Here is a 19417-nt window from a genome sequence, read left to right on the forward strand (position 1 = left end):
ATGTCTGATCCGATGGCAGAAATCAGAGCCAGTTTCTTCGTTGAATGCGAGGAATTGCTCGAAAGTCTTCAGGATGCCCTCATCGAAATGGATGAAGGCGCCTATGATAACGAAACGATCAACGTCGTTTTCCGGGCGGTGCATTCCATCAAGGGCGGCGCTGGTGCCTTCGGACTGGACGCGCTCGTCGCTTTTGCACACCGTTATGAAACGGTCATGGACGAGGTCCGCTCCGGAAAATTGCAGCTGTCTCCGGAGGCAGTGAAACAGTTCTTCCAATGCGCCGATTTCCTATCGGATCATGTTCGTGCAGCCCAGGCCGGCGACCCTCCTCCCGAGGGTGCAGAGCAGGCGCTGTGCGAGCTGGAAGCCCTAATGGGAATGGCTCCGGGCGGAGCGACAGAAGAGAGTGAAGAAGTGTCGGCGGACGACTTCCAGCCGATGGGTCTGAGCTTCGATCTGGATCTCGGGACGACCGATGACGTCAGCGAGACCCGCATTGAGATCAAATTCGCGCCCAAAGCGGAACTTTTTGCGTCAGGCAACGAGCCTTTGCATCTCTTCCGTGCGCTTCATGAACTCTGTCCCGAAATCGAAGTCTCTCTCGATCTGGATGCGGTTCCTGCCCTCGATGACCTCAGCCCCGAAATTCCCCACCTTTCGTGGCATGCCGTTCTGACTGGCGATGTAAACGAGATGGATGTTCGCGAGATCTTCGATTTTGTCGAAGATGTTAGCGAGCTCGAGATCCATCAGGACTCTGATGCCGAAAATAGTTTTCTCCCTTTTGCCAATGACGGTGCGGAGGCATCTTTTGACGCCGTCATGAACAGTGATTTCATGGATGCCCCGCACCCCATAGCCGCACCGGCGACTCAGGTCGCACAAGCACCGATGCCGAGCGCCGCAGGCGCGGACATTCCGGCACCGAAGGAAACCGAGGGAGGTGCGGCCAATACAGGCGGCGCGGCCAAACATGGCAGTGATCCATCGCCGACGGTGCGTGTCGATCTCGATCGTATCGACCGGCTGGTGAACCTAGTGGGCGAGCTGGTCATCAACCAGGCCATGCTTGCGCAAAGCGTCGCGGAAGCGGGCCTACCGCCGAACTCGGCAGTCATGACAGGTCTTGAAGCATTCATGATGCTGACGCGTGATATCCAGGACTCGGTGATGATGATCCGCGCCCAGCCCGTCAAACCGCTCTTCCAGCGGATGGGCCGGATCGTGCGCGAATCCTCCGCCGCGATCGGCAAGGATGTGCGTCTGAAAGTCGAAGGTGAAACGACCGAGGTCGACAAGACCGTGATCGAGCGTCTCGCCGATCCGCTGACGCATATGATCCGGAACTCGGTTGACCATGGCCTGGAGACCCCTGACAAGCGCCGCGCGCTTGGCAAACCGGAAGAAGGTGTTATCACACTTTCGGCGCAGCACCGCTCCGGGCGTGTGGTCATCGAGATCGAGGACGACGGTGCAGGCATCAACCGTCCCAAGGTTCTGGCAAAAGCCATCGAGAAAGGTCTTGTCGCACCCGATGCACAGCTGACCGATGCGGAGATCGATAACCTCCTGTTCCTGCCCGGTTTCTCCACGGCAGATCAGGTCTCCGCTCTGTCGGGCCGAGGTGTCGGAATGGATGTGGTGCGCAGTTCGATCCAGTCTTTGGGCGGGCGTATCACCATCCAGTCCGAACCTGGCAAAGGTACGATTTTCTCAATCTCGCTCCCGCTTACGCTCGCTGTTCTGGACGGAATGGTGGTGACGGTCGCTGGCGAGACGCTCGTTGTTCCGCTGAATGCGATCCTTGAGACGCAGACGCTGACCGCCGAGGATCTCCGCAAGCTTGGACCGACAACGAATGTTATCCATGTTCGTGGTGAATTTGTACCCCTCTACGACCTGGGTGCAGAGCTCGGATATCGTGGCGCCAAGAGCAACTACGAAGGCTGTATCGTGTTGCTGACAGCCCAAGAAGACGGCCGCCGCAACGCTCTGATCGTCGATCAGATTATGGAGCAACGTCAGGTAGTGATCAAAGGTCTGCAACAAGCCTATGGCCACATTCCCGGCATTGCCGCCGCAACTATCCTTGGTGACGGTCAGATCGCGCTGATCCTCGACCCCGCCGACCTTGTCCAAAACGCAACCGGCCACACCCGGTCCGACTTTGCTCTAGCAGGATGATAAAGATGACTGACGTAGCATCGACCCAAACCTCGTCCGAAATTGAACTTCTGTCTTTCCGCTTGGCAGACGAAGAATATAGCGTCGACATCATGTCGGTTCGTGAGATCCGTGGCTGGACGCGAGCAACCCCGCTCCCGCACGCACCACCCCATGTCCGAGGTGTTATCAACTTGCGCGGCACCGTTCTGCCGGTCGTTGATCTCTCCATCCGCCTAGGTATGGACCCGGTCGAAGGCGACGCTCGTAACGTGATTATCGTTGTACAGTTCGGCAATCAAACAGCAGGACTTCTCGTACATGCTGTGTCGGACATTCTCTCCATTCCGCGCGAAGAGCTTCAGCCTCCGCCGGATCTCGCTGCGGATCTGTCGCACAGCTTCATCTCTGCTCTAACGATCGTAGAAGGCCGCATGATCCGTGTGCTGGATCTCGCAACTGTTCTGCCTGAAGACACTGCGGAAGCTGCATGAACGCCCTGACCCCAAATATCTCCCAGATGTCACCAAGTGACCGCGAACTCTCCGAGATTGCTGCGATCCTTATGACACATGCAGGGATCGTTCTGGCACCGGGCAAGGGATCAATGGTCCAGTCCCGCCTCCAAAAACGGCTTCGTGCTTTGGGGCTGAGCTCCTATCGCGCCTATATCGATCTGGTAAACAGCGTTGACGGTCTCCCCGAACGGCAGGAAATGATTTCCGCGCTCACAACCAACGTCACCAACTTCTTCCGGGAGAACCATCACTTCGAGACGCTGCAAAAAGAGGCTCTGCCAAAGCTCATTGCCGCGCGCGGAAAACGGCTGCGGATCTGGTCGGCCGGCTGCTCCAACGGGCAAGAAGCCTACTCGATCCTGATGACGGCCGCTGAAACAGTGCGAGAATTCGATCAGTCCGATATCAAGCTTCTGGCGACCGATATTGATCCGGTCATGATACGTCGCGGCACTCAGGGGGTGTACTCGAGCAGTATCCTTGAAGCCGTACCGGCGCTGCTCCAGAAAAAATACTTCCAAGCGGCCGGGGCAGATCAGCAGGTCGTGGATCGCCTACGTAAACGGGCCACATTTCGCGAACTCAATATTCATTCCGATTGGCCCATGAAGGGCCAGTTCGACATCATCTTCTGCCGGAACATGATGATTTACTTTTCCCCTGAGGCGCAAAACCTCCTGTGGAAGCGCTTTGAGAAAATTCTTGCCCCGGGTGGATGGCTGTTTGTCGGACATTCGGAGCGGGTTCCGCTCGATACTGGTAGTAAACTCGTGCCGGCCGGAATCACCACTTATCGACTCCCCGCAGAGGGACAATGAAGGAGGCCACAAATGGCATTGCGAGACCAACTTAAAGTTTTGGTGGTCGATGACATGTCCACGAGCCGCGGCCTGATTTTGCAGGCGCTGGACGCGATGGGTATTCGCCAAGTCGGATATGCTGTCGACGGTCAAGGCGCGATGGGTATTCTGGAAAAGACGCCGGTTCACCTGGTCATCTCCGACTATAACATGCCTGGCATGGATGGGCTGCAGCTGCTCCATGCGATGCGCAAGAACCCGAAGACGCAACGTAGCGGTTTCATCCTGATCACCGGCCGGGCCGATAAGGAAATCATCGAGAACGGCAAAAAGCTGGGAATGAACAACTTCATCAAAAAGCCGTTCCAACCGCAGGACCTTCGTAACTGCATCGAGGCGGTCGTGGGGCGCCTATGATTGTAAGCACCGCACAGGAAACAATCCCGCCAAAGCATCAAGACCTGCCTCTTGATGCGCTGGCCGCCCGCGTGGGGGACGAGCTCGAGACACTGGCTCGCCTCTCCGCCGACGTCCAGAAAGCGATTTCAGCCTGCGAATTCGCGGAACATACGCAGGCCGAAGCGATCCGTGGTATGCAGGGTATCGACCGGATCACTCAGTCCCTAGAGGATCTAGGCCGCCTCATGGCTGCGGTTTCGGGAGAGATGCCCCAAGGTGTGAAACTGCATGCCGTTCCGATCCTCTCGCGCCTTCGCCTGCATGAACTCATCACGAATTTGAACCCTGCGGAAGAGCGGATAGTGCTGAGCCATGATGAAGCGGATGGGGAGATTGAATGGTTCTAAGCGGGTTACCCGCTCAGAACCTGACAAATCATCTGGTTTTGTTGAGTGCCTGCGCGAGCGCGGAGCCCAATGCACTATTGGTACCGGACACGGCAGAAGCCCCGGTTCCGCTTTTTTTATGCTGCAATGATTTCGACTGACCTTTTGATGCAGGACCTCGGCTCGGCTCGGGCCGCTCGGTCTTTCCATCTCGACGCATCGAGAGCCCGATGCGCTTGCGCGGCACATCAACTTCCGTCACCACGACTTTGACCACATCACCCGCTTTGACGACCTCATGCGGGTCCTTGACAAAACGGTCCGCCAATTGGCTCACATGGACAAGCCCATCCTGATGGACGCCGATATCGACAAAGGCCCCGAAAGCCGCGACATTGGTTATGGTTCCCTCAAGACGCATACCGGGACGAAGATCGGATATCTCTTCCACCCCTTCGGTAAAGCTTGCAGTTTTGAAATCAGGGCGCGGATCTCGTCCAGGCTTCTGAAGCTCTGCCAGAATATCACGAATGGTCGGGAGACCGAATCCGTCGCGCAGAAAATCCTCCGCCCGTAAATTCTGCAATGCTGTATCATTCCCCATCACCGACCGCAGATCGCGCCCACAGGATTTCACGATATCCCGAGCGATTTCATAGGCCTCCGGGTGGACCGCTGATGCGTCGAGGGGCTCCTTCCCGTCACGGATACGCAGGAATCCAGCGGCTTGCTCGAAGGCGCGCGGACCCAGACGGCTGACCTTTAAGAGCTCCTTGCGGGTCGCAAACGCCCCGTTCGCCTCACGATGGGCCACGATCGCTTCTGCGAGGGCCGGACCGAGGCCCGAAACATGGGACAGTAGCGCCGAAGAGGCTGTGTTGAGATCGACCCCCACCGCATTTACCGCATCCTCGACCACACCCTCGAGGGATCGGCCCAGCTTGTGCTGATCGACATCATGCTGATACTGCCCGACGCCGATGCTTTTCGGCTCGATCTTTACCAGTTCCGCCAAGGGGTCCTGCAGACGGCGCGCAATCGACACGGCCCCGCGCAGGCTGACATCCAGATCGGGAAATTCGCGGGCGGCGAGTTCTGACGCGGAATAGACCGAGGCTCCCGCCTCGGAAACGATCACCTTGGTCGGAATGGCAACGCCCTTGGGCAGCCGTTTGAGCACATCCACGACGAGGCGTTCGGTCTCTCGGGACGCGGTGCCATTGCCGATAGCGATCAATTCGATCCGGTGTTTCGCAATCAACGCAAGTAGCGCCGCCTCCGATCCGCGCAGATCGTTCTTGGGCTGGAACGGGTAGATTGTGGTCGTTTCCAAAACCTTCCCAGTCGCGTCGATGGCCGCCACTTTCACACCCGTTCGGATCCCCGGATCGAGACCGAGCGTCGCCCGCGCACCAGCCGGAGCTGCCAGAAGCAGATCCTTCAGATTGCGGGCAAAGACCGCAATCGCCTCCTCCTGCGCGCGCGCGCGTAGATCACCGAGCAGATCGAGCATCATAGACAGCGACAGTTTCACCCGCCATGCCCATGCCGCGGCCTGCCCCAGCCAAAGGGCACCCGCACCCTGCCCGCGCAACCCCAGCGACGCGGCCACGATCTCGGCCGGCCGTCCCGCCATCTCTTCGGCGGGGGCGATATCGAGCGTGATGATCCCTTCATTCGAGGCGCGCAACAATGCCAGCGCCCGATGGGAGGGCGCACTCTGCCACTTTTCGCTATGATCGAAATAATCCGAGAATTTGGCACCTTTTTCGGCCTGCCCATCGATCAACTTTCCACGCAGGATCGCATTCTGCTGCATCCATTCGCGCAACCGGCCCAGCAAAGCCGCATCCTCGGTGAGGCGCTCGCCCAGGATATCACGCGCGCCGGTCAGCGCATCTTTCTCGGTCGGCACGGCTTCCGAAAGATAGGTGGAGGCCAGCCCTTCAGGATCTGCCCCGTGATCGGCCAGAATCGCTTCGAGGAGCGGTTCCAGCCCGTTCTCGCGCGCGGTCATCGCTTTGGTGCGCCGCTTTTTCTTGTAGGGGAGATAGAGATCTTCCAGCTCGGCCTTTGTGCCTGCCTTGGTAATCTGCGCCGCAAGGGCGTCAGTCAGCTTGCCCTGCTCCTCGATGGATTTGACAATCGCGCTGCGCCGCGCTTCCAACTCGCGCAGATAGACCAACCGGTCCGAAAGCAGACGCAACTGGCTGTCGTCCAGCCCCCCCGTCGCCTCCTTGCGGTAACGCGCGACGAAAGGAACCGTCGCCCCTTCATCCAGAAGTTTTACCGCCGCAACCACCTGATCGGTGCGGGCGGAGATATCTGTGGCAATCTGACGGGATATGCGGAGATCGGGGTCCAAGGCTTCCTCCATGCGTCTCGGGCAGTCTTCGGAAACACGGGTCTACCCCTGTTCCCGCAGCCCGCCAAGAGCCTATCTCCGCACAAGCTCTTGAGGCATGTATCACATCGGTCAGCTTCAGCCGATATCAGCCGAAACGGCCCGAGCGCTCCAGCACCTCGATCTGGTAACCATCCGGATCGGCGACAAAAAAGAACCGCGCGATCCTGGTGCCTGCCGGTGCGAATTCGACGATCTTGCGCGGCGCCAGGCCTGCAGCCTCGAAACGGGCATGTTCGGCATCAAGATCGGCGACCGAAACCGCAAGGTGCCCATAACCATTGCCGAGGTCATAGGGCGTCGTCTGCCCCTTGTTCACGGTCAGTTCCAGCTCGAAGCCGGTCTCGGCATTCGAAAGGTAGACAAGCGTGAATTCGGGAAAATCGAGGCGCTCGGCCACCTCGAGCCCGAAAGCGGTTCGGTAGAAGGCACAGGCTTTGGCCTCGTCCAGCACACGGATCATCGAGTGTATCATCTTGGCCATTAGGCATCCTTTCGCGAATGGAATTCCGGGCCGAAAGGAGCATCGCAACGCGGAAGATGCAAGCACCGGACATGAAAAAGCGGCCCCGAAGGGCCGCTTTGACGCATAGTGTGGAGGGCGCTCAGGCGTGCCCGAGACGGGTCCGGCGGCGCCAGTCGAGAATGGTCACCCCGAAAATCGCCAGACCGATGATGCTGAGCACCGCGCCGACATGGCCGGAGACCGGATAATCATACCCTGCCCCGATCGCCTTCGCGGCAAGGAACGGCCCCAGCGCATTGGCCACGTTGAAGGCTGCATGATGGAGCGCCGCTGCAAGCTGCTGCGATTCCTTGGCCACATCCATCAGGCGGATCTGAAGCGGCATCGAGACACCGCTGAGAATCCCCAGCAGGAACACCACCGCCGCAAAGGTCACGACATTAGCAGTTGCCCAAGGATAGGCGATGAGCAGGATCGTTCCGACGATCAGCGCAAAGAACGTGGTGGCCGTGTAGCTGCGGTCAGATGCCCAGCCGTAAACCATCGTGAAGACAGTCATACCAACGCCTGCAAGCATCAGGATGAAGGGCTCGTAGGACGCCGGCAGGTTCATGGACTTGGTCGAGGTATCCACGAGATAGGTATAGACCGCGAAGAAACCGCCATAGCCGATCGCGCCGGTTGCCAGCGTCAGCCAGACCTGACGGTTCTTCAGCGCACCCAGTTCTTTCAGGGGGCTTGCAGTGGGATCAACCGGCACGCGCGGTGCCGTCAGGAAGACCGAGATCGCCGTCAGGAGCGACATGATCCCCACCAGCCCGAAGGTCCAGCGCCAACCCACTGTCTGTCCCAGCACGTTGGCCATCGGCACCCCCAAGGTAGTGGCGATGGTCAGTCCGAGGAACATCTTCGAGACCGCCGCCGCGCGTTTCCCCTTGGGCACAGCGGCCGCGATCACAAGCGCACCCACGCCGAAATAGGCACCATGCGGCAGCCCCGACAGGAAACGCATTGCCATGAAGCTGCCGAAGGTCGGGGCGAAGGCCGAAAGGATATTGAAGACCGCAAAGGCGACCATCAGCCAAGTCAGCATCAGCCGACGGCGCACTTTTGCGCCCAGCACGGCAAGTGTCGGCGCACCGATGACCACCCCTAGGGCATAGGCGCTGATCGCATCGGCCGCACGGGCCGAATCAACACCCAGTTCCTGGGAGAAATATGGCAGCACCGCCATAGAGGCGAATTCCGTCGTACCGATCGCGAATCCACCCAGCGCCAGCGCCAGAATGATCAGGCGCGACGAAGCATTGATAACGGGAGGCTCGATGCCTTGCACCGTAGCCCCGTGGGGAGTGTTTTCGATTGTCATAGGGTAGTTCCTAGCGTTCGGGGGGTCGAAACCCCGTTGGCCTCTTTCGCCCAACTAGGGAGAGTTTCCTAAAAGAACAAGCGCCGTAAATCATTTTCTATATGCACTTACTGCAAGCCCGCTTACATCCAAGCGCAGAGCTGTTATTTTTCAATATAAAACGGCGACTTAACAGCCGCCGTTTTTATACTCAGCTACTGCGACACGCCGCCGCAGAGCTATTTAAGCGGCAAATCACACGCCGTCATCGATCGGGAAGAAGCTGTCGGCCCGTGCACGGTGCCAGCGGGCCAGATAGCCGAAGCGGTCCTCTTCCTCGCGCAGCAGGAAACCTATAGGCATATAGGGATAGACCTCGCTGCCCACGACCATCTGACGGTCCTTCTCCCGCATCATCAGATGGTGTGGCAGGAATTTCGAGGGATGATCCAGCCCGGCAGCCCCTGTCATCTCCTTGAGCGCCTTCATCGTGTTTCGATGGAAATTGGCCACGCGGGTCGCCTTATCCTCGACCACCAGCGCCTTGGAGCGGCGCGGGTCTTGGGTGGCAACGCCCACGGGACAGCGGTTGGTGTGGCAAGCCTGTGCCTGAATGCAGCCAATGGAGAACATGAAGCCGCGCGCCGAATTGCACCAGTCTGCGCCGAGCGCCAGCACCCGCGCGATATCGAAGCTCGAGATGATCTTGGCCGAGGCCCCGATCTTGATCTTCTCGCGCAAGCCCGCCCCCCTAAGCGCATTGTGGACAAAGGTAAGCCCTTCAACAAGCGGCATACCCAGACGGTTGGCAAATTCCAGCGGTGCCGCCCCCGTGCCACCTTCCTTGCCATCAACCACGATAAAATCGGGGGTAATGCCGGTTTCGATCATCGCCTTCAGCATGCACATGAACTCGCGGCGGTGACCGACGCAGAGCTTGAAGCCCACTGGCTTGCCACCCGAAAGATCCCGCAGCTGTTTGATAAAATGGCACAATTCCAGCGGCGTCGAGAAAGCCGAATGCGAGGCGGGCGAGATACAGTCCTGATCCATCGGGATGTCACGCGCCTCGGCGATCTCGGGCGTGATTTTGGCCGCAGGCAGCATGCCCCCATGCCCCGGTTTCGCGCCCTGGCTCAGCTTGATTTCGATCATCTTCACCTGCGGCTCCTGCGCGCGCTGCGCGAAGGTCTCGGGATTGAACGAGCCGTCATGGTTGCGGCAACCGAAATAGCCGGACCCGATCTCCCAGATCAGATCGCCCCCGCCCGCGCGGTGGTAGCGCGAGATGGACCCCTCTCCCGTATCATGGGCAAAGCCGCCCAGTTTGGCACCGGTATTGAGCGCCTGGATTGCATTGGCAGACAGCGCCCCGAAGGACATGGCCGAGATATTGTAGATCGAGGCGGAATACGGCTGTTGGCAATCCGGGCCGCCAATGGTGACGCGGAAATCATGGCTTTCGATATGGCGCGGCTGGACCGAATGGGTCAGCCATTGATAGCCCGAATCATAGACCCGCTGTTTGGTCCCGAAGGCACGCGCATCCTCGACATCCTTGGCGCGCTGATAGACCAGCGTCCGCTCCTCGCGCGAGAAGGGCTCCTCGTCCTGATCGGCCTCGATCAGATATTGCCGGATCTCGGGGCGGATGCTTTCCAGCAGGTAGCGCATATGCCCCATGATCGGATAGTTGCGCAGCACCGCGTGGCGGGTTTGACGGACATCGTAGAAGCCAACAAAGAAGAGTGCACCAAAGATCAGGAATGTGAGCCAGAAGATGCTGTGGAAGATGACACCGAGTAGCGATAACAGCGCCAGCACCCCGCATAGGATCATGGGCATAAAGCGGCTAACATCTTTTGAATGCATGGCTTTCTCCTCTAAAGCGCATTTCGACGGGCTAGTAGCGAGTTTAGCTCCCTAATGTAACCGGAAACTTACCCGACGTATTAAAGACTTGTTCCGGCATCCACGAGCCCGCGCAGCGCGATCAGTTCGCTCAATACATGGGCGCCTGCGATGGCCGTGGCACCCGTCGTGTCATAGGGCGGCGAGACCTCCACCACATCGCCACCGATCAGCGTCACACCGCGCAGGCCGCGCAGGATTTCGGCGGCCTGCCAGCTGGCAAGCCCACCCCAGACCGGTGTGCCCGTCCCCGGCGCGAAGGCCGGATCGAGGCAATCGATATCGAAGGTGATGTAGCAGGGCCGTTTACCGACAAGCTGTTTGACCTTCGTCACCACCGCATCCACCCCGTTGCGATGCACGGAGGGCGCATCGAGGATAGTGACCCCGAGCGTGTCGGGGTTATCGGTGCGGATACCGATCGAGGCCGAGGCCTTGGGATCGACGAGCCCTTCCTTGATGGCTTTGTAAAGGAATGTGCCGTGATCGATCCGCGCCGGATCATCATCGGCCCATGTATCGGAATGCGCATCGAACTGGATCAGCGCCACGGGGCCGAACCGCTCGGCCACGGCGCGCAAGATCGGCAACGTAATATAATGATCGCCCCCCATGGAGAGCGGCGTCACGCCGGCCTGTACGATCTGGCGCAAGTGCTCGGTGATCCGCGACGGAGTCTTGGCGACATTGGCGTAATCGAAGGCCAGATCACCGTAGTCTATGATATTGAGTGCCGAGAGCGGATCGTAGCCCCAGCCATAGGGCGCGTCAAATGCCTGAAGGGTCGACGCCTCGCGGATCGCGCGCGGCCCGAACCGCGCGCCGGGACGGTTGGTGACGGCCTGATCGAAGGGAATACCGGTTACGGCGATATCAGCCCCCACCAGCTCCTTGCTGTAGCGCCTGCGCAGGAAACTGGTCGCGCCGCCAAATGCGTTCTCGTAGCTGAGCCCGCGCCGGTTCTGTCGGGTAAAGGCCTCGTCTACCTGATGTTTTGCATCCTCAAGCGCCATGATCCGCCTCCCATGCGAAACCCCGATACGCAAGCCGTGACGCGAAGGCCGCTAAGCGTCAACCCCCAATTGTGGAGCGGGAAAAGTCCAAACATGGATTTTCGCTACATGATCTATGTCAAATCCCTCTTTTCACAGCAGGCGTAGGATAGCCGAAACGAGGAGATCCCATGCGACTTACCATCCGAACCAATCTCGCCATGCGCAGCCTGATGTTCTGTGCCATCAATGCGGGCCGCACGGTCCGCAAATCCGAGATCGCCGAGAACTGCAATGCGTCGGAAAACCATCTGGCGCAGGTGATCAACACACTTTCCCAGCGTGGATATATCGAGACCCGTCGCGGGCGTGCGGGCGGCATGCAGCTGGCGCGAGCCGCCTCGGAAATCTCGGTGGGCGCGGTATTTCGCGATTTCGAGGGCGGCCTGCCCTTTGCCGAATGTTTCGACGCCGAGGCCAATACCTGCCCTCTGGCGCAGGGCTGCATGTTGCGCACAGCCCTTGCCAAGGCGCTGGAGGCCTTTTTCGGCGAGTTGGACCGCTACAGCCTCGCCGATCTCGTCGACAATAACGACCGGCTTGAAGAGATCCTGCTTCTGCCTGAAGGGATACCGCCTGTCTCGGCCTGTAGCCACCGGATCTCGGCACGCGCCTGATTGCCTATGCGCCAAATTGAAAAAGCCGCCCCCTGAGGGGCGGCTTTTCCATGTTCTGACCTTCCGGAATAACCCGAAATCAGCCGACCAGCTCGAGGCCCGAGAAGAAGAAGGAGATTTCTTCCGCTGCGGTTTCCGGTGCGTCCGAACCGTGGACCGAGTTCTCGCCGACGGACAGAGCGTATTCCTTGCGGATGGTGCCTTCTGCCGCATCTGCGGGGTTGGTTGCGCCCATGACTTCACGGTTTTTCAGGATAGCGCCTTCGCCTTCCAGAACCTGCACGACAACCGGCTCGGAGGCCATGAACTCGCACAGTTCGCCGTAGAAGGGACGCTCTTTGTGGACTTCATAGAACTTACCGGCTTGTTCCATCGACAGTTTGATGCGCTTTTGTGCGACGATGCGGAGACCCGCTTCCTCGAACTTGGCGTTGATCTTACCGGTCAGGTTGCGGCGGGTTGCGTCGGGTTTGATGATCGACAGCGTGCGTTCGGTAGCCATGCTAAGCTCTTTCTTTTGCGTCTTGCCCGCGCGGGTGATCCTGCGGGCACGGGAGAATGAATATCGTTCGCCTGCTAGCATGCGGTCGCGGGGTTGAAAAGCCCCGCGCTGCGTTCTTGCGCCCCATCAGACGGCGTTTTGTAACCTTTTTAGGCGACAGATCGCGTAGAGAGCTTGAAACCCGAAAAATGGCGGCCTATATCCAATCCTGTTCGGGGCTTGCCTCGGACTATGGACATAAACGCGCATGTAATACACGGATCGGACCCGGGGGCGGTACCCGGCGGCTCCACCATATATCCTTTCGTTTGGGATCATGGGGCCGAAATAGGATCGACGAACGTCTAAAGATGTAGCTTTGTCTCGGTGAGATACCACCGTTATCGGTTCAAAAAGTACAATTGCAAACGACAATCGTGCTCCGGTAGCTCTGGCTGCGTAAGCAGCTTAAGCTCCGAAACCTAACTCCTTGCGCTTAGCAGCGTAAGGCGGGGCCCGCAGGAGCCTTGCAACAGAATCCTGCACCTTTTCCCATCCTCTCCGCTCTTTCGGCACGCGGCGCTTGCATGAGGCGACAAAGCCGTGCAGTCTGATCCGAGGTTCTCACGACTGCGTTGTGAAACTGGTTGTTATTCATCGACATAGTGCCATTGACGCAGGCCGAGCCTGCCCAAGACCACCTGTAGCTAAGATAACACCGAGGTCTCATGTCCGATAAGCTCAGCTTCTATAAAGAATTCCTTCAGGAAGTCTGGTCCAATGGTCGGGCCGAATGCTTGTCGCTTTATGTGTCGGACTGTTCCCATGCCACCGGACTGATCAGCGATGTCGAGATGACGCGGGAGGATATAGAAGAGCTCGTCCCCGCCCTGCGTGCCCATCTCGACGATATCCGTCATGACATCCGGCACAGTTACGAGAGCGGGGATATCCTGCATGTGCTGATGACGGTTAGTGGCACGTCGAAAGTATCGGGGAATCACGTCGAATTCAGCGGGCAGTCGCTTCTGCGTTTTCGCGATGGCAAGATCGTGGCCATGCATGACCATTACGATCTTATCGGTCTGTTTAGCCAGCTAGGATTTTTGCCTGTGGATACGGTTGCCCTATGCCTCTCGAGCGAAAAGATTTCGTAACGTTTCTACGATCTAGAAAACCTTCAACAGAAAAGTGCCCCTTTCCAAAGGCATGAAAACCCCTATGGTGAGGGAACACCTGCTAAGGTATGGAAGGACAAGGAATGACCCGCAGCATCGATTACGGAAACCTGATGCATCGCGCGATGCGCAGCCTGATTCAGGATGTGCTCTCAGACGTGGCCGAGAACGGACTTCCCGGCGCGCATCATTTCTTCATAACCTTCGACACGCAGGCAGATGGTGTCGAGATGGCCGACTGGCTGCATTCGCGTTATCCCGAAGAGATGACGGTGGTGATCCAGCACTGGTTCGACAATCTCAATGTCGATGATGACGGCTTCGGCGTGACGCTGAATTTCGGCAACAATCCCGAGCCGCTCTATATCCCCTATGATGCGATCCAGACCTTTGTGGACCCTTCCGTTGAGTTCGGCCTCAGATTCGAGACGCAGGATTCGGACGAGGATGGCGACGATCAAACGGATGATACCGAGAATGATGACGACGATCCGCCCCCCTCGGGCGTGCGGCCCGAGGCCGAAGTTGTCAGCCTCGATAAATTCCGCAAATCCTAACTGTTGCAGCGGCCGCCCCTCGGGGCGGTCTTTTACTGTGTTAGCGCCCGTATACATGCGTATACCGTTTGCATTCCCGCGCCCTACCGCTTAGACAAAAACACGTTCACGGCTGGCCCGATTTTTAGCGGCCAGAGCTGGTTATTACGGAGGCCCACTATGACCGCGACCCGTACCGAGACCGATAGCTTCGGTCCGCTGGAAGTTCCCGCAGACAAATACTGGGGCGCGCAGACGCAGCGCTCGATCCTGAATTTCCCCATCGGCTGGGAAAAGCAGCCGGTGCCGATCATCCGCGCCCTCGGCGTGATCAAGAAAGCCTGCGCGATGGCCAACAAGGCCAATGGCTCGATGGATGCCAAGATCGCTGATGCGATCATCGCGGCAGCAGGCGAAGTGATCGACGGCAAGTTCGATGACAACTTCCCGCTGGTCGTCTGGCAGACGGGTTCGGGCACCCAGTCCAACATGAACGCGAACGAGGTGATCTCGAACCGCGCCATCGAGATGCTGGGCGGCGAGATGGGCTCGAAAAAACCCGTCCACCCCAATGACCACTGCAATATGGGGCAGTCCTCCAACGACACCTTCCCGACCGCGATGCATGTCGGTATCGCCATGTCGGCACGTGATGTGCTGATCCCGGGCCTCACCAAGCTGGCCGAGGCGCTCGAAGCGAAATCGGAAGCCTTCAAGGACATCATCAAGATCGGCCGCACCCATACGCAGGATGCGACCCCTTTGACCCTCGGTCAGGAATTCGGCGGCTATGCGCATCAGGTCCGCAAGGGTATCGCGCGCGTCGAGGCCTGCCTTGGTGACATCTACGAGCTGGCACAGGGCGGCACCGCCGTCGGCACCGGTCTGAACACCAAGAAAGGCTGGGGCGAGGCGGTTGCGGCAAATATGGCCGAGATCACCGGTCTGCCCTTTGTGACCGCTCCGAACAAATTCGAGGCTCTGGCCGCGCATGATGCGATGGTCATGTTCTCGGGCGCACTGAACACGGTTGCGGCCTCTCTGTTCAAGATCGCCAATGACATCCGCCTTCTGGGCTCGGGCCCGCGTTGCGGTCTGGGCGAGCTGATCCTGCCGGAAAACGAGCCGGGCTCCTCGATCATGCCGGGTAAAGTGAACCCGACGCAGGCCGAAGCGCTGACCATGGTCTGCGCCCATGTCATGGGCAACAATGCCGCTGTCGGTTTTGCAGGCTCCCAAGGCCATTTCGAGCTGAACGTCTACAACCCGATGATGTCCTATAACGTGCTGCAATCCATGCAGCTTCTGGGCGATAGCGCCTCGGCCTTCACCGATAACATGGTAGTGGGCATCGAGGCCAACGAGCCGCGTATCGAGAAGCTCCTGCACGAGTCGCTCATGCTGGTCACTGCCCTTGCGCCGACCATCGGGTATGACAACGCCACCAAGGTTGCCAAGACCGCGCATAAGAACGGCACCACGCTGAAGCAGGAAGCCATCGCGCTCGGCTTCGTGGACGAGAAGACCTTCGACGAGGTCGTCCGTCCCGAGCTGATGATCGGCCCCAATGACTGATCTTCCCGTCAAAGGGTAACGGAAAGGCCAGCCCTCGGGCTGGCCTTTTTCATGATCCCAAGCGTTTCAAAAGGGCTTTCAGGCCGTCGGGAAAAAGCTTCGGACCACCGTCCTGATCAAGCGTCGCCGGATCGAACCACTGGGCAAAGCACACGACACCGCTATCCTCGTGGAACTGTAGGCGCGTCTCGCCCTCGAACGCGCCCTCCGGCAGAGTGATCTCGTAAAGCGCGAGGATCTCGTGCCCCTGATGGCCTTCATGATGGTAGAGGTTCTCGATGAAAACCGGCGCTCCACGCAGGCCAATCTCGACCCCCAACTCCTCGTGGAATTCGCGCCGGAGCGCGGCCTCGGCCGTCTCGCCAAATTCGACTGTGCCCCCCAAGGGCCGAACACCTTTGACCCGACCGGCATCATCGGGCACCTCGGCGGCCAGAAGCCGCCCGTCGCGCCAATGCAGGCCAAGCACTTTGAACCGGATACGGGGAGCGGGACGCCACTGTGTCATAGCCCACCCTAACCTGCCCCCGAGACCGCCTCAAGACAAAGGGGCGGCATCCCTGCCGCCCCTCGCCCGCACAAGTCGTTTTGGGCCTATGCCTATTTACCGTCGATCCGCTTCTGGTCTTCCTTCAGCTCAAGCCACATCGCGTTCATGACGGCGAAGATGGCGGCCAGCGGAAGACCCAGAATCCATGCGAAATACCACATCTGTCGTTCCTTTCCTCAATAGACCGAATGGGAGTTGCCGGTGATGTCATCCTCGGTGACCTTGCCCCAGAGCACCTTATAGACCCAGCTCGTATAGGCGAGGATGATCGGGACAAAAATCACCGCCGAGACCAGCATGATGAACAGCGTCAGATGCGAGGAGGACGCGTTCCAGACCGCAAGCGAGGAGTTGAGCGCCGTGCTCGAGGGCATGATGAAGGGGAACATCGTGAGCCCGACCGAAGAGATCACGCCGAGCACCGCGACACCCGAGAGGATCATCGTCGAGCCCTCACGCCCCGCTTTCAGGCCCAGATGGGTCAGGAGCGCGCATACGATGCCCAAGGCCGGTGCGATCACGATCCACGGGCGGTCAGCATAGGCCGAAAGCCATGTGGCCGAGCGGATCACCGTGAAATGCAGCGGGTTCGAGGGGCCATCGACCGGCACATCACCGCTGAAGGCATAGCCCGGGATGAAGGCCAGCCAGATCCCGGCCAGCACATAGGCCGCCACCGCGACGAGGGCTGCCTTGGCGCCGATAGCACGGGCGCGCGCCGCCACGATCCCTTCGGCCTTCAGGTTCACCCATGCACCACCATGCATGACGAGCATCGAGAGCGAGACCACCCCTGCCAGCAGCGAGAAGGGATCGAGAAGCCCGATGAATTTCATATACCAAGCGCCCTCGTAGACGGTGTGCAAATCATCGGTCAGATGGAAGGGCACGCCCTGGATCACATTGCCCACGGCCACGCCGAAGAGAAGCGCCGGAACCGCCCCCGAGAGGCACAAAGCCCAGTCCCAGTTGCGCCGCCAGACGAGACCCTCGCGTTTGGAGCGGTATTTGAACGCCACCGGACGCACGATGAAGGATGCAAGCACCACGAACATCGCCAGATAGAAGCCGGAGAAGCTGACCGCATAGAGCGGCGGCCAGGCCGCGAAGATCGCGCCACCGCCGAGGATGAACCATACCTGATTGCCTTCCCAGACGGGGCCGACGGTGTTGATCACCACGCGGCGTTCGGTGTCGGTGCGGCCGATGAAGGGCATCAGGGCGGCGGTGCCCATGTCGAACCCGTCGGTCGCGGCGAAGCCGATCAGCAGGATGCCCAGGAGCACCCACCAGATCACCCGCAGCACGTCATAGCTGATAAGGTCATGAAGGATCATAGTAATTTACTCCGCAGGTTCCGCGATGGCATCGGCTGCCGCCTTGCCGCTCAGACGGGTCTTGTGGCTGGCCATCCAGCTTTCGGTTTCCGCCACATCCTCGAACGGGCCCTTGTTGATGTATTTCAGCATCAAACCCATCTCGATAATGAAGAGCACGGTATAGAACAGGATGAAGCCGATGATGGTCATCAGGACTTCGGTGGCCGAGAGCGCGGAGACCGAAAGCGCCGTCGGCAGGATCCCGTCTACCGTCCATGGCTGACGCCCGAATTCCGCCACGAACCACCCCATCTCGGCGGCGATCCACGGCGCAGGCATCATCCAGACCGCCAAGCGCAGCATCGGGCGCGGATAATGCATGCCCTTGAAGGACGAGCGGTAGAACATATAGGCCATCGTGCCGATCATCAGGAAGCCCAGAACCGCCATGATGCGGAAGGCCCAGAAGAGCGGCCAGACCTGCGGCACGGTGTCCGCCGCCGCCTGCTTGATCTGCGCATCGGATGCCTCGCGCGGATCCTCGACATATTTCTTCAGCAAGAACGCATAACCCAGATCGCCGGAATGGTCCTCGAAGGTTTTCATTACCTCGGGCGCGGTGGCTGCACGGTCCTGACGGACGGTCATCAAGGCGTCATAGGCGATCAGACCATTGCGGATACGGGCCTCTGATTCCTCCACCAGATCGTCAATCCCGGGGATCGAGGTGGTCAGAGAGCGCGTACCGATCAGCCCCATCAGATAGGGGATATGGATCGCGTAGCGGTTCTCGCGCGCCTCCTGATCGGGGATGGCGAAAGCGGTGAAGGGCGCAGGCGCGGGCTCGGTCTCCCACATCCCCTCGATGGCGGCAAGTTTCATGCGCTGCGTATGGGTCGCATTATAGCCCGACTCGTCGCCCAGAAGCACCACAGAGAGCGCCGAGGCCAGACCGAAGGCTGCGGCGACGGTGATCGAACGGCGCGCAAGCTCGGTATGACGCCCGCGCAGCAGGAACCATGCCGAGACGCCGATCACGAAGACCGAAGCGGTCACATAGCCTGCCGAAACGGTATGGACGAATTTCGCCTGCGCCACTTCGTTGAAGAGCACCGCGAAGAAATCCACCATCTCCATGCGCATGGTCATCGGGTTGAACTCGGCCCCCACGGGGTTCTGCATCCAGCCATTGGCGATAAGGATCCAGAGCGCCGAGAAGTTCGAGCCGATGGCCACGAGCCACGCCACGACGCAATGCGCGGTCTTCGACATCTTGTCCCAGCCGAAGAAGAACAGCCCCACGAAGGTCGCCTCGAGGAAGAAGGCCATCAGCCCCTCGATGGCCAGAGGCGCGCCAAAAATGTCGCCCACATAATGGCTATAATAGCTCCAGTTCATCCCGAACTGGAATTCCATCGTGATGCCGGTGGCGACCCCGATGGCAAAGTTGATCCCGAACAAAAGGCCCCAGAACTTGGTCATCTGGCGCCAGATGGGGCGGTTGGTCATCACATACACCGTCTCCATGATCGCCACGAGGATCGACAGACCCAGCGTCAGCGGCACGAAGAGGAAGTGATACATCGCAGTCATGGCAAATTGAAACCGTGACAGCTCGACGATACCGAAATCCATATCCTCAGCTCCTAGCGGGAAAGATGAGTTTCCCATTCGCGTTTTCTTATGCGACCCGAGTAAGCCTGCACTCGCG

Annotated in this window: 19 protein-coding genes and 1 other RNA gene; 10 read left to right on the forward strand and 10 right to left on the reverse strand. The window is 59.2% G+C overall.

The features are described 5' to 3' along the window. Genes WDB91_RS11685 through WDB91_RS11705 form a run of 5 tightly spaced genes read left to right on the forward strand, consistent with a single transcriptional unit; the run spans nt 1 to nt 4290 of the window. A complete protein-coding gene (locus tag WDB91_RS11685; RefSeq protein WP_339112733.1) occupies nt 1-2187 on the forward strand; it encodes a chemotaxis protein CheA in 2187 nt (728 codons plus the stop codon). A gap of 5 nt (nt 2188-2192) precedes the next feature. Further along, nucleotides 2193-2660, forward strand: a complete 468-nt coding sequence (locus WDB91_RS11690) for a chemotaxis protein CheW (protein ID WP_339112734.1) — start codon at nt 2193-2195, stop codon at nt 2658-2660. After that, on the forward strand, nt 2657-3502 hold the full coding sequence (locus WDB91_RS11695) for a protein-glutamate O-methyltransferase (protein ID WP_339112735.1): 846 nt from the start codon (nt 2657-2659) through the stop codon (nt 3500-3502). The genes WDB91_RS11690 and WDB91_RS11695 overlap by 4 nt, the downstream gene beginning before the upstream one ends. A 12-nt stretch (nt 3503-3514) precedes the next feature. Further along, nucleotides 3515-3901, forward strand: coding sequence for a response regulator (locus WDB91_RS11700; protein WP_339112736.1), 387 nt, complete (start codon nt 3515-3517; stop codon nt 3899-3901). Continuing rightward, a complete protein-coding gene (locus tag WDB91_RS11705) occupies nt 3898-4290 on the forward strand; it encodes a hypothetical protein (protein WP_339112737.1) in 393 nt (130 codons plus the stop codon). The genes WDB91_RS11700 and WDB91_RS11705 overlap by 4 nt, the downstream gene beginning before the upstream one ends. Before the next feature lie 28 nt (nt 4291-4318). Here WDB91_RS11705 and WDB91_RS11710 read toward each other — a convergent pair whose 3' ends face one another. The 5 genes from WDB91_RS11710 to speB form a co-directional block, all read right to left on the reverse strand. Further along, the gene (locus WDB91_RS11710) at nt 4319-6634 is read right to left on the reverse strand and encodes a Tex family protein (protein ID WP_339112738.1); all 2316 of its coding nucleotides are present in this window, start codon (nt 6632-6634) and stop codon (nt 4319-4321) included. A 127-nt stretch (nt 6635-6761) separates the two neighbouring features. Further along, complete coding sequence (locus tag WDB91_RS11715; protein WP_339112739.1) at nt 6762-7157, reverse strand: glyoxalase superfamily protein; 396 nt, start codon at nt 7155-7157, stop codon at nt 6762-6764. Nucleotides 7158-7278: 121 nt separating this feature from the next. Further along, entirely contained in the window at nt 7279-8508 is a 1230-nt protein-coding gene (locus tag WDB91_RS11720) for an MFS transporter (RefSeq protein WP_339112740.1), read from the reverse strand. Between the two features lie 234 nt (nt 8509-8742). After that, entirely contained in the window at nt 8743-10359 is a 1617-nt protein-coding gene (locus tag WDB91_RS11725; RefSeq protein ID WP_339112741.1) for an FMN-binding glutamate synthase family protein, read from the reverse strand. 80 nt (nt 10360-10439) lie between these two features. Then, nucleotides 10440-11411: an agmatinase gene (gene speB, locus WDB91_RS11730; protein ID WP_339112742.1), complete on the reverse strand. Its 972-nt coding sequence runs from the start codon at nt 11409-11411 to the stop codon at nt 10440-10442. A gap of 170 nt (nt 11412-11581) precedes the next feature. Here speB and WDB91_RS11735 point away from each other — a divergent pair, with 170 nt between their 5' ends. Continuing rightward, the gene (locus tag WDB91_RS11735; protein ID WP_339112743.1) at nt 11582-12067 is read left to right on the forward strand and encodes an Rrf2 family transcriptional regulator; all 486 of its coding nucleotides are present in this window, start codon (nt 11582-11584) and stop codon (nt 12065-12067) included. A gap of 79 nt (nt 12068-12146) precedes the next feature. Here the strand turns inward: WDB91_RS11735 and ndk are convergent, their stop codons facing one another. Beyond that, nucleotides 12147-12569: a nucleoside-diphosphate kinase gene (ndk, locus tag WDB91_RS11740; protein WP_339112744.1), complete on the reverse strand. Its 423-nt coding sequence runs from the start codon at nt 12567-12569 to the stop codon at nt 12147-12149. Nucleotides 12570-12739: 170 nt separating this feature from the next. Between ndk and ssrA the strand changes: the two genes are divergently transcribed. The 4 genes from ssrA to fumC all read left to right on the forward strand — a co-directional run bounded on the left by ssrA (nt 12740) and on the right by fumC (nt 15837). Then, nucleotides 12740-13095, forward strand: a transfer-messenger RNA (tmRNA) gene (ssrA, locus tag WDB91_RS11745). Nucleotides 13096-13276: 181 nt separating this feature from the next. Then, nucleotides 13277-13705, forward strand: coding sequence for an ester cyclase (locus WDB91_RS11750; protein ID WP_339112745.1), 429 nt, complete (start codon nt 13277-13279; stop codon nt 13703-13705). Nucleotides 13706-13809: 104 nt separating this feature from the next. After that, nucleotides 13810-14283, forward strand: a complete 474-nt coding sequence (locus tag WDB91_RS11755) for a ClpXP protease specificity-enhancing factor SspB (RefSeq protein WP_339112746.1) — start codon at nt 13810-13812, stop codon at nt 14281-14283. A 159-nt stretch (nt 14284-14442) separates the two neighbouring features. Further along, a complete protein-coding gene (gene fumC / locus WDB91_RS11760) occupies nt 14443-15837 on the forward strand; it encodes a class II fumarate hydratase (protein WP_339112747.1) in 1395 nt (464 codons plus the stop codon). A gap of 49 nt (nt 15838-15886) precedes the next feature. Here fumC and WDB91_RS11765 read toward each other — a convergent pair whose 3' ends face one another. The 4 genes from WDB91_RS11765 to WDB91_RS11780 form a co-directional block, all read right to left on the reverse strand. Then, nucleotides 15887-16345, reverse strand: a complete 459-nt coding sequence (locus tag WDB91_RS11765; protein WP_339112748.1) for an NUDIX domain-containing protein — start codon at nt 16343-16345, stop codon at nt 15887-15889. Between the two features lie 92 nt (nt 16346-16437). Further along, nucleotides 16438-16548, reverse strand: a complete 111-nt coding sequence (gene cydX, locus WDB91_RS11770; protein ID WP_339112749.1) for a cytochrome bd-I oxidase subunit CydX — start codon at nt 16546-16548, stop codon at nt 16438-16440. Nucleotides 16549-16563: 15 nt separating this feature from the next. Then, entirely contained in the window at nt 16564-17724 is a 1161-nt protein-coding gene (cydB, locus tag WDB91_RS11775; protein WP_339112750.1) for a cytochrome d ubiquinol oxidase subunit II, read from the reverse strand. A 6-nt stretch (nt 17725-17730) separates the two neighbouring features. Next, nucleotides 17731-19341 (reverse strand): cytochrome ubiquinol oxidase subunit I, encoded by a 1611-nt coding sequence (locus tag WDB91_RS11780; protein ID WP_339112751.1) that lies wholly within the window; start codon nt 19339-19341, stop codon nt 17731-17733. Nucleotides 19342-19417 lie beyond the last annotated feature (76 nt).

This window comes from Thioclava sp. GXIMD2076 (assembly GCF_037949795.1).
Lineage (GTDB): Bacteria > Pseudomonadota > Alphaproteobacteria > Rhodobacterales > Rhodobacteraceae > Thioclava > Thioclava kandeliae.

Excerpts from the sequence above, each read along its gene's own strand:
- WDB91_RS11685 (WP_339112733.1), top strand. The coding sequence starts at position 1 with ATGTCTGATCCGATGGCAGAAATCAGAGCCAGTTTCTTCGTTGAATGC.
- speB (WP_339112742.1), bottom strand. The coding sequence starts at position 11,411 with ATGGCGCTTGAGGATGCAAAACATCAGGTAGACGAGGCCTTTACCCGA.
- WDB91_RS11755 (WP_339112746.1), top strand. The coding sequence starts at position 13,810 with ATGACCCGCAGCATCGATTACGGAAACCTGATGCATCGCGCGATGCGC.
- WDB91_RS11725 (WP_339112741.1), bottom strand. The coding sequence starts at position 10,359 with ATGCATTCAAAAGATGTTAGCCGCTTTATGCCCATGATCCTATGCGGG.
- WDB91_RS11720 (WP_339112740.1), bottom strand. The coding sequence starts at position 8,508 with ATGACAATCGAAAACACTCCCCACGGGGCTACGGTGCAAGGCATCGAG.
- WDB91_RS11715 (WP_339112739.1), bottom strand. The coding sequence starts at position 7,157 with ATGGCCAAGATGATACACTCGATGATCCGTGTGCTGGACGAGGCCAAA.
- cydX (WP_339112749.1), bottom strand. The coding sequence starts at position 16,548 with ATGTGGTATTTCGCATGGATTCTGGGTCTTCCGCTGGCCGCCATCTTC.
- WDB91_RS11750 (WP_339112745.1), top strand. The coding sequence starts at position 13,277 with ATGTCCGATAAGCTCAGCTTCTATAAAGAATTCCTTCAGGAAGTCTGG.
- cydB (WP_339112750.1), bottom strand. The coding sequence starts at position 17,724 with ATGATCCTTCATGACCTTATCAGCTATGACGTGCTGCGGGTGATCTGG.
- WDB91_RS11780 (WP_339112751.1), bottom strand. The coding sequence starts at position 19,341 with ATGGATTTCGGTATCGTCGAGCTGTCACGGTTTCAATTTGCCATGACT.
- WDB91_RS11700 (WP_339112736.1), top strand. The coding sequence starts at position 3,515 with ATGGCATTGCGAGACCAACTTAAAGTTTTGGTGGTCGATGACATGTCC.
- WDB91_RS11765 (WP_339112748.1), bottom strand. The coding sequence starts at position 16,345 with ATGACACAGTGGCGTCCCGCTCCCCGTATCCGGTTCAAAGTGCTTGGC.
- fumC (WP_339112747.1), top strand. The coding sequence starts at position 14,443 with ATGACCGCGACCCGTACCGAGACCGATAGCTTCGGTCCGCTGGAAGTT.
- WDB91_RS11705 (WP_339112737.1), top strand. The coding sequence starts at position 3,898 with ATGATTGTAAGCACCGCACAGGAAACAATCCCGCCAAAGCATCAAGAC.
- ndk (WP_339112744.1), bottom strand. The coding sequence starts at position 12,569 with ATGGCTACCGAACGCACGCTGTCGATCATCAAACCCGACGCAACCCGC.
- WDB91_RS11695 (WP_339112735.1), top strand. The coding sequence starts at position 2,657 with ATGAACGCCCTGACCCCAAATATCTCCCAGATGTCACCAAGTGACCGC.
- WDB91_RS11735 (WP_339112743.1), top strand. The coding sequence starts at position 11,582 with ATGCGACTTACCATCCGAACCAATCTCGCCATGCGCAGCCTGATGTTC.
- WDB91_RS11690 (WP_339112734.1), top strand. The coding sequence starts at position 2,193 with ATGACTGACGTAGCATCGACCCAAACCTCGTCCGAAATTGAACTTCTG.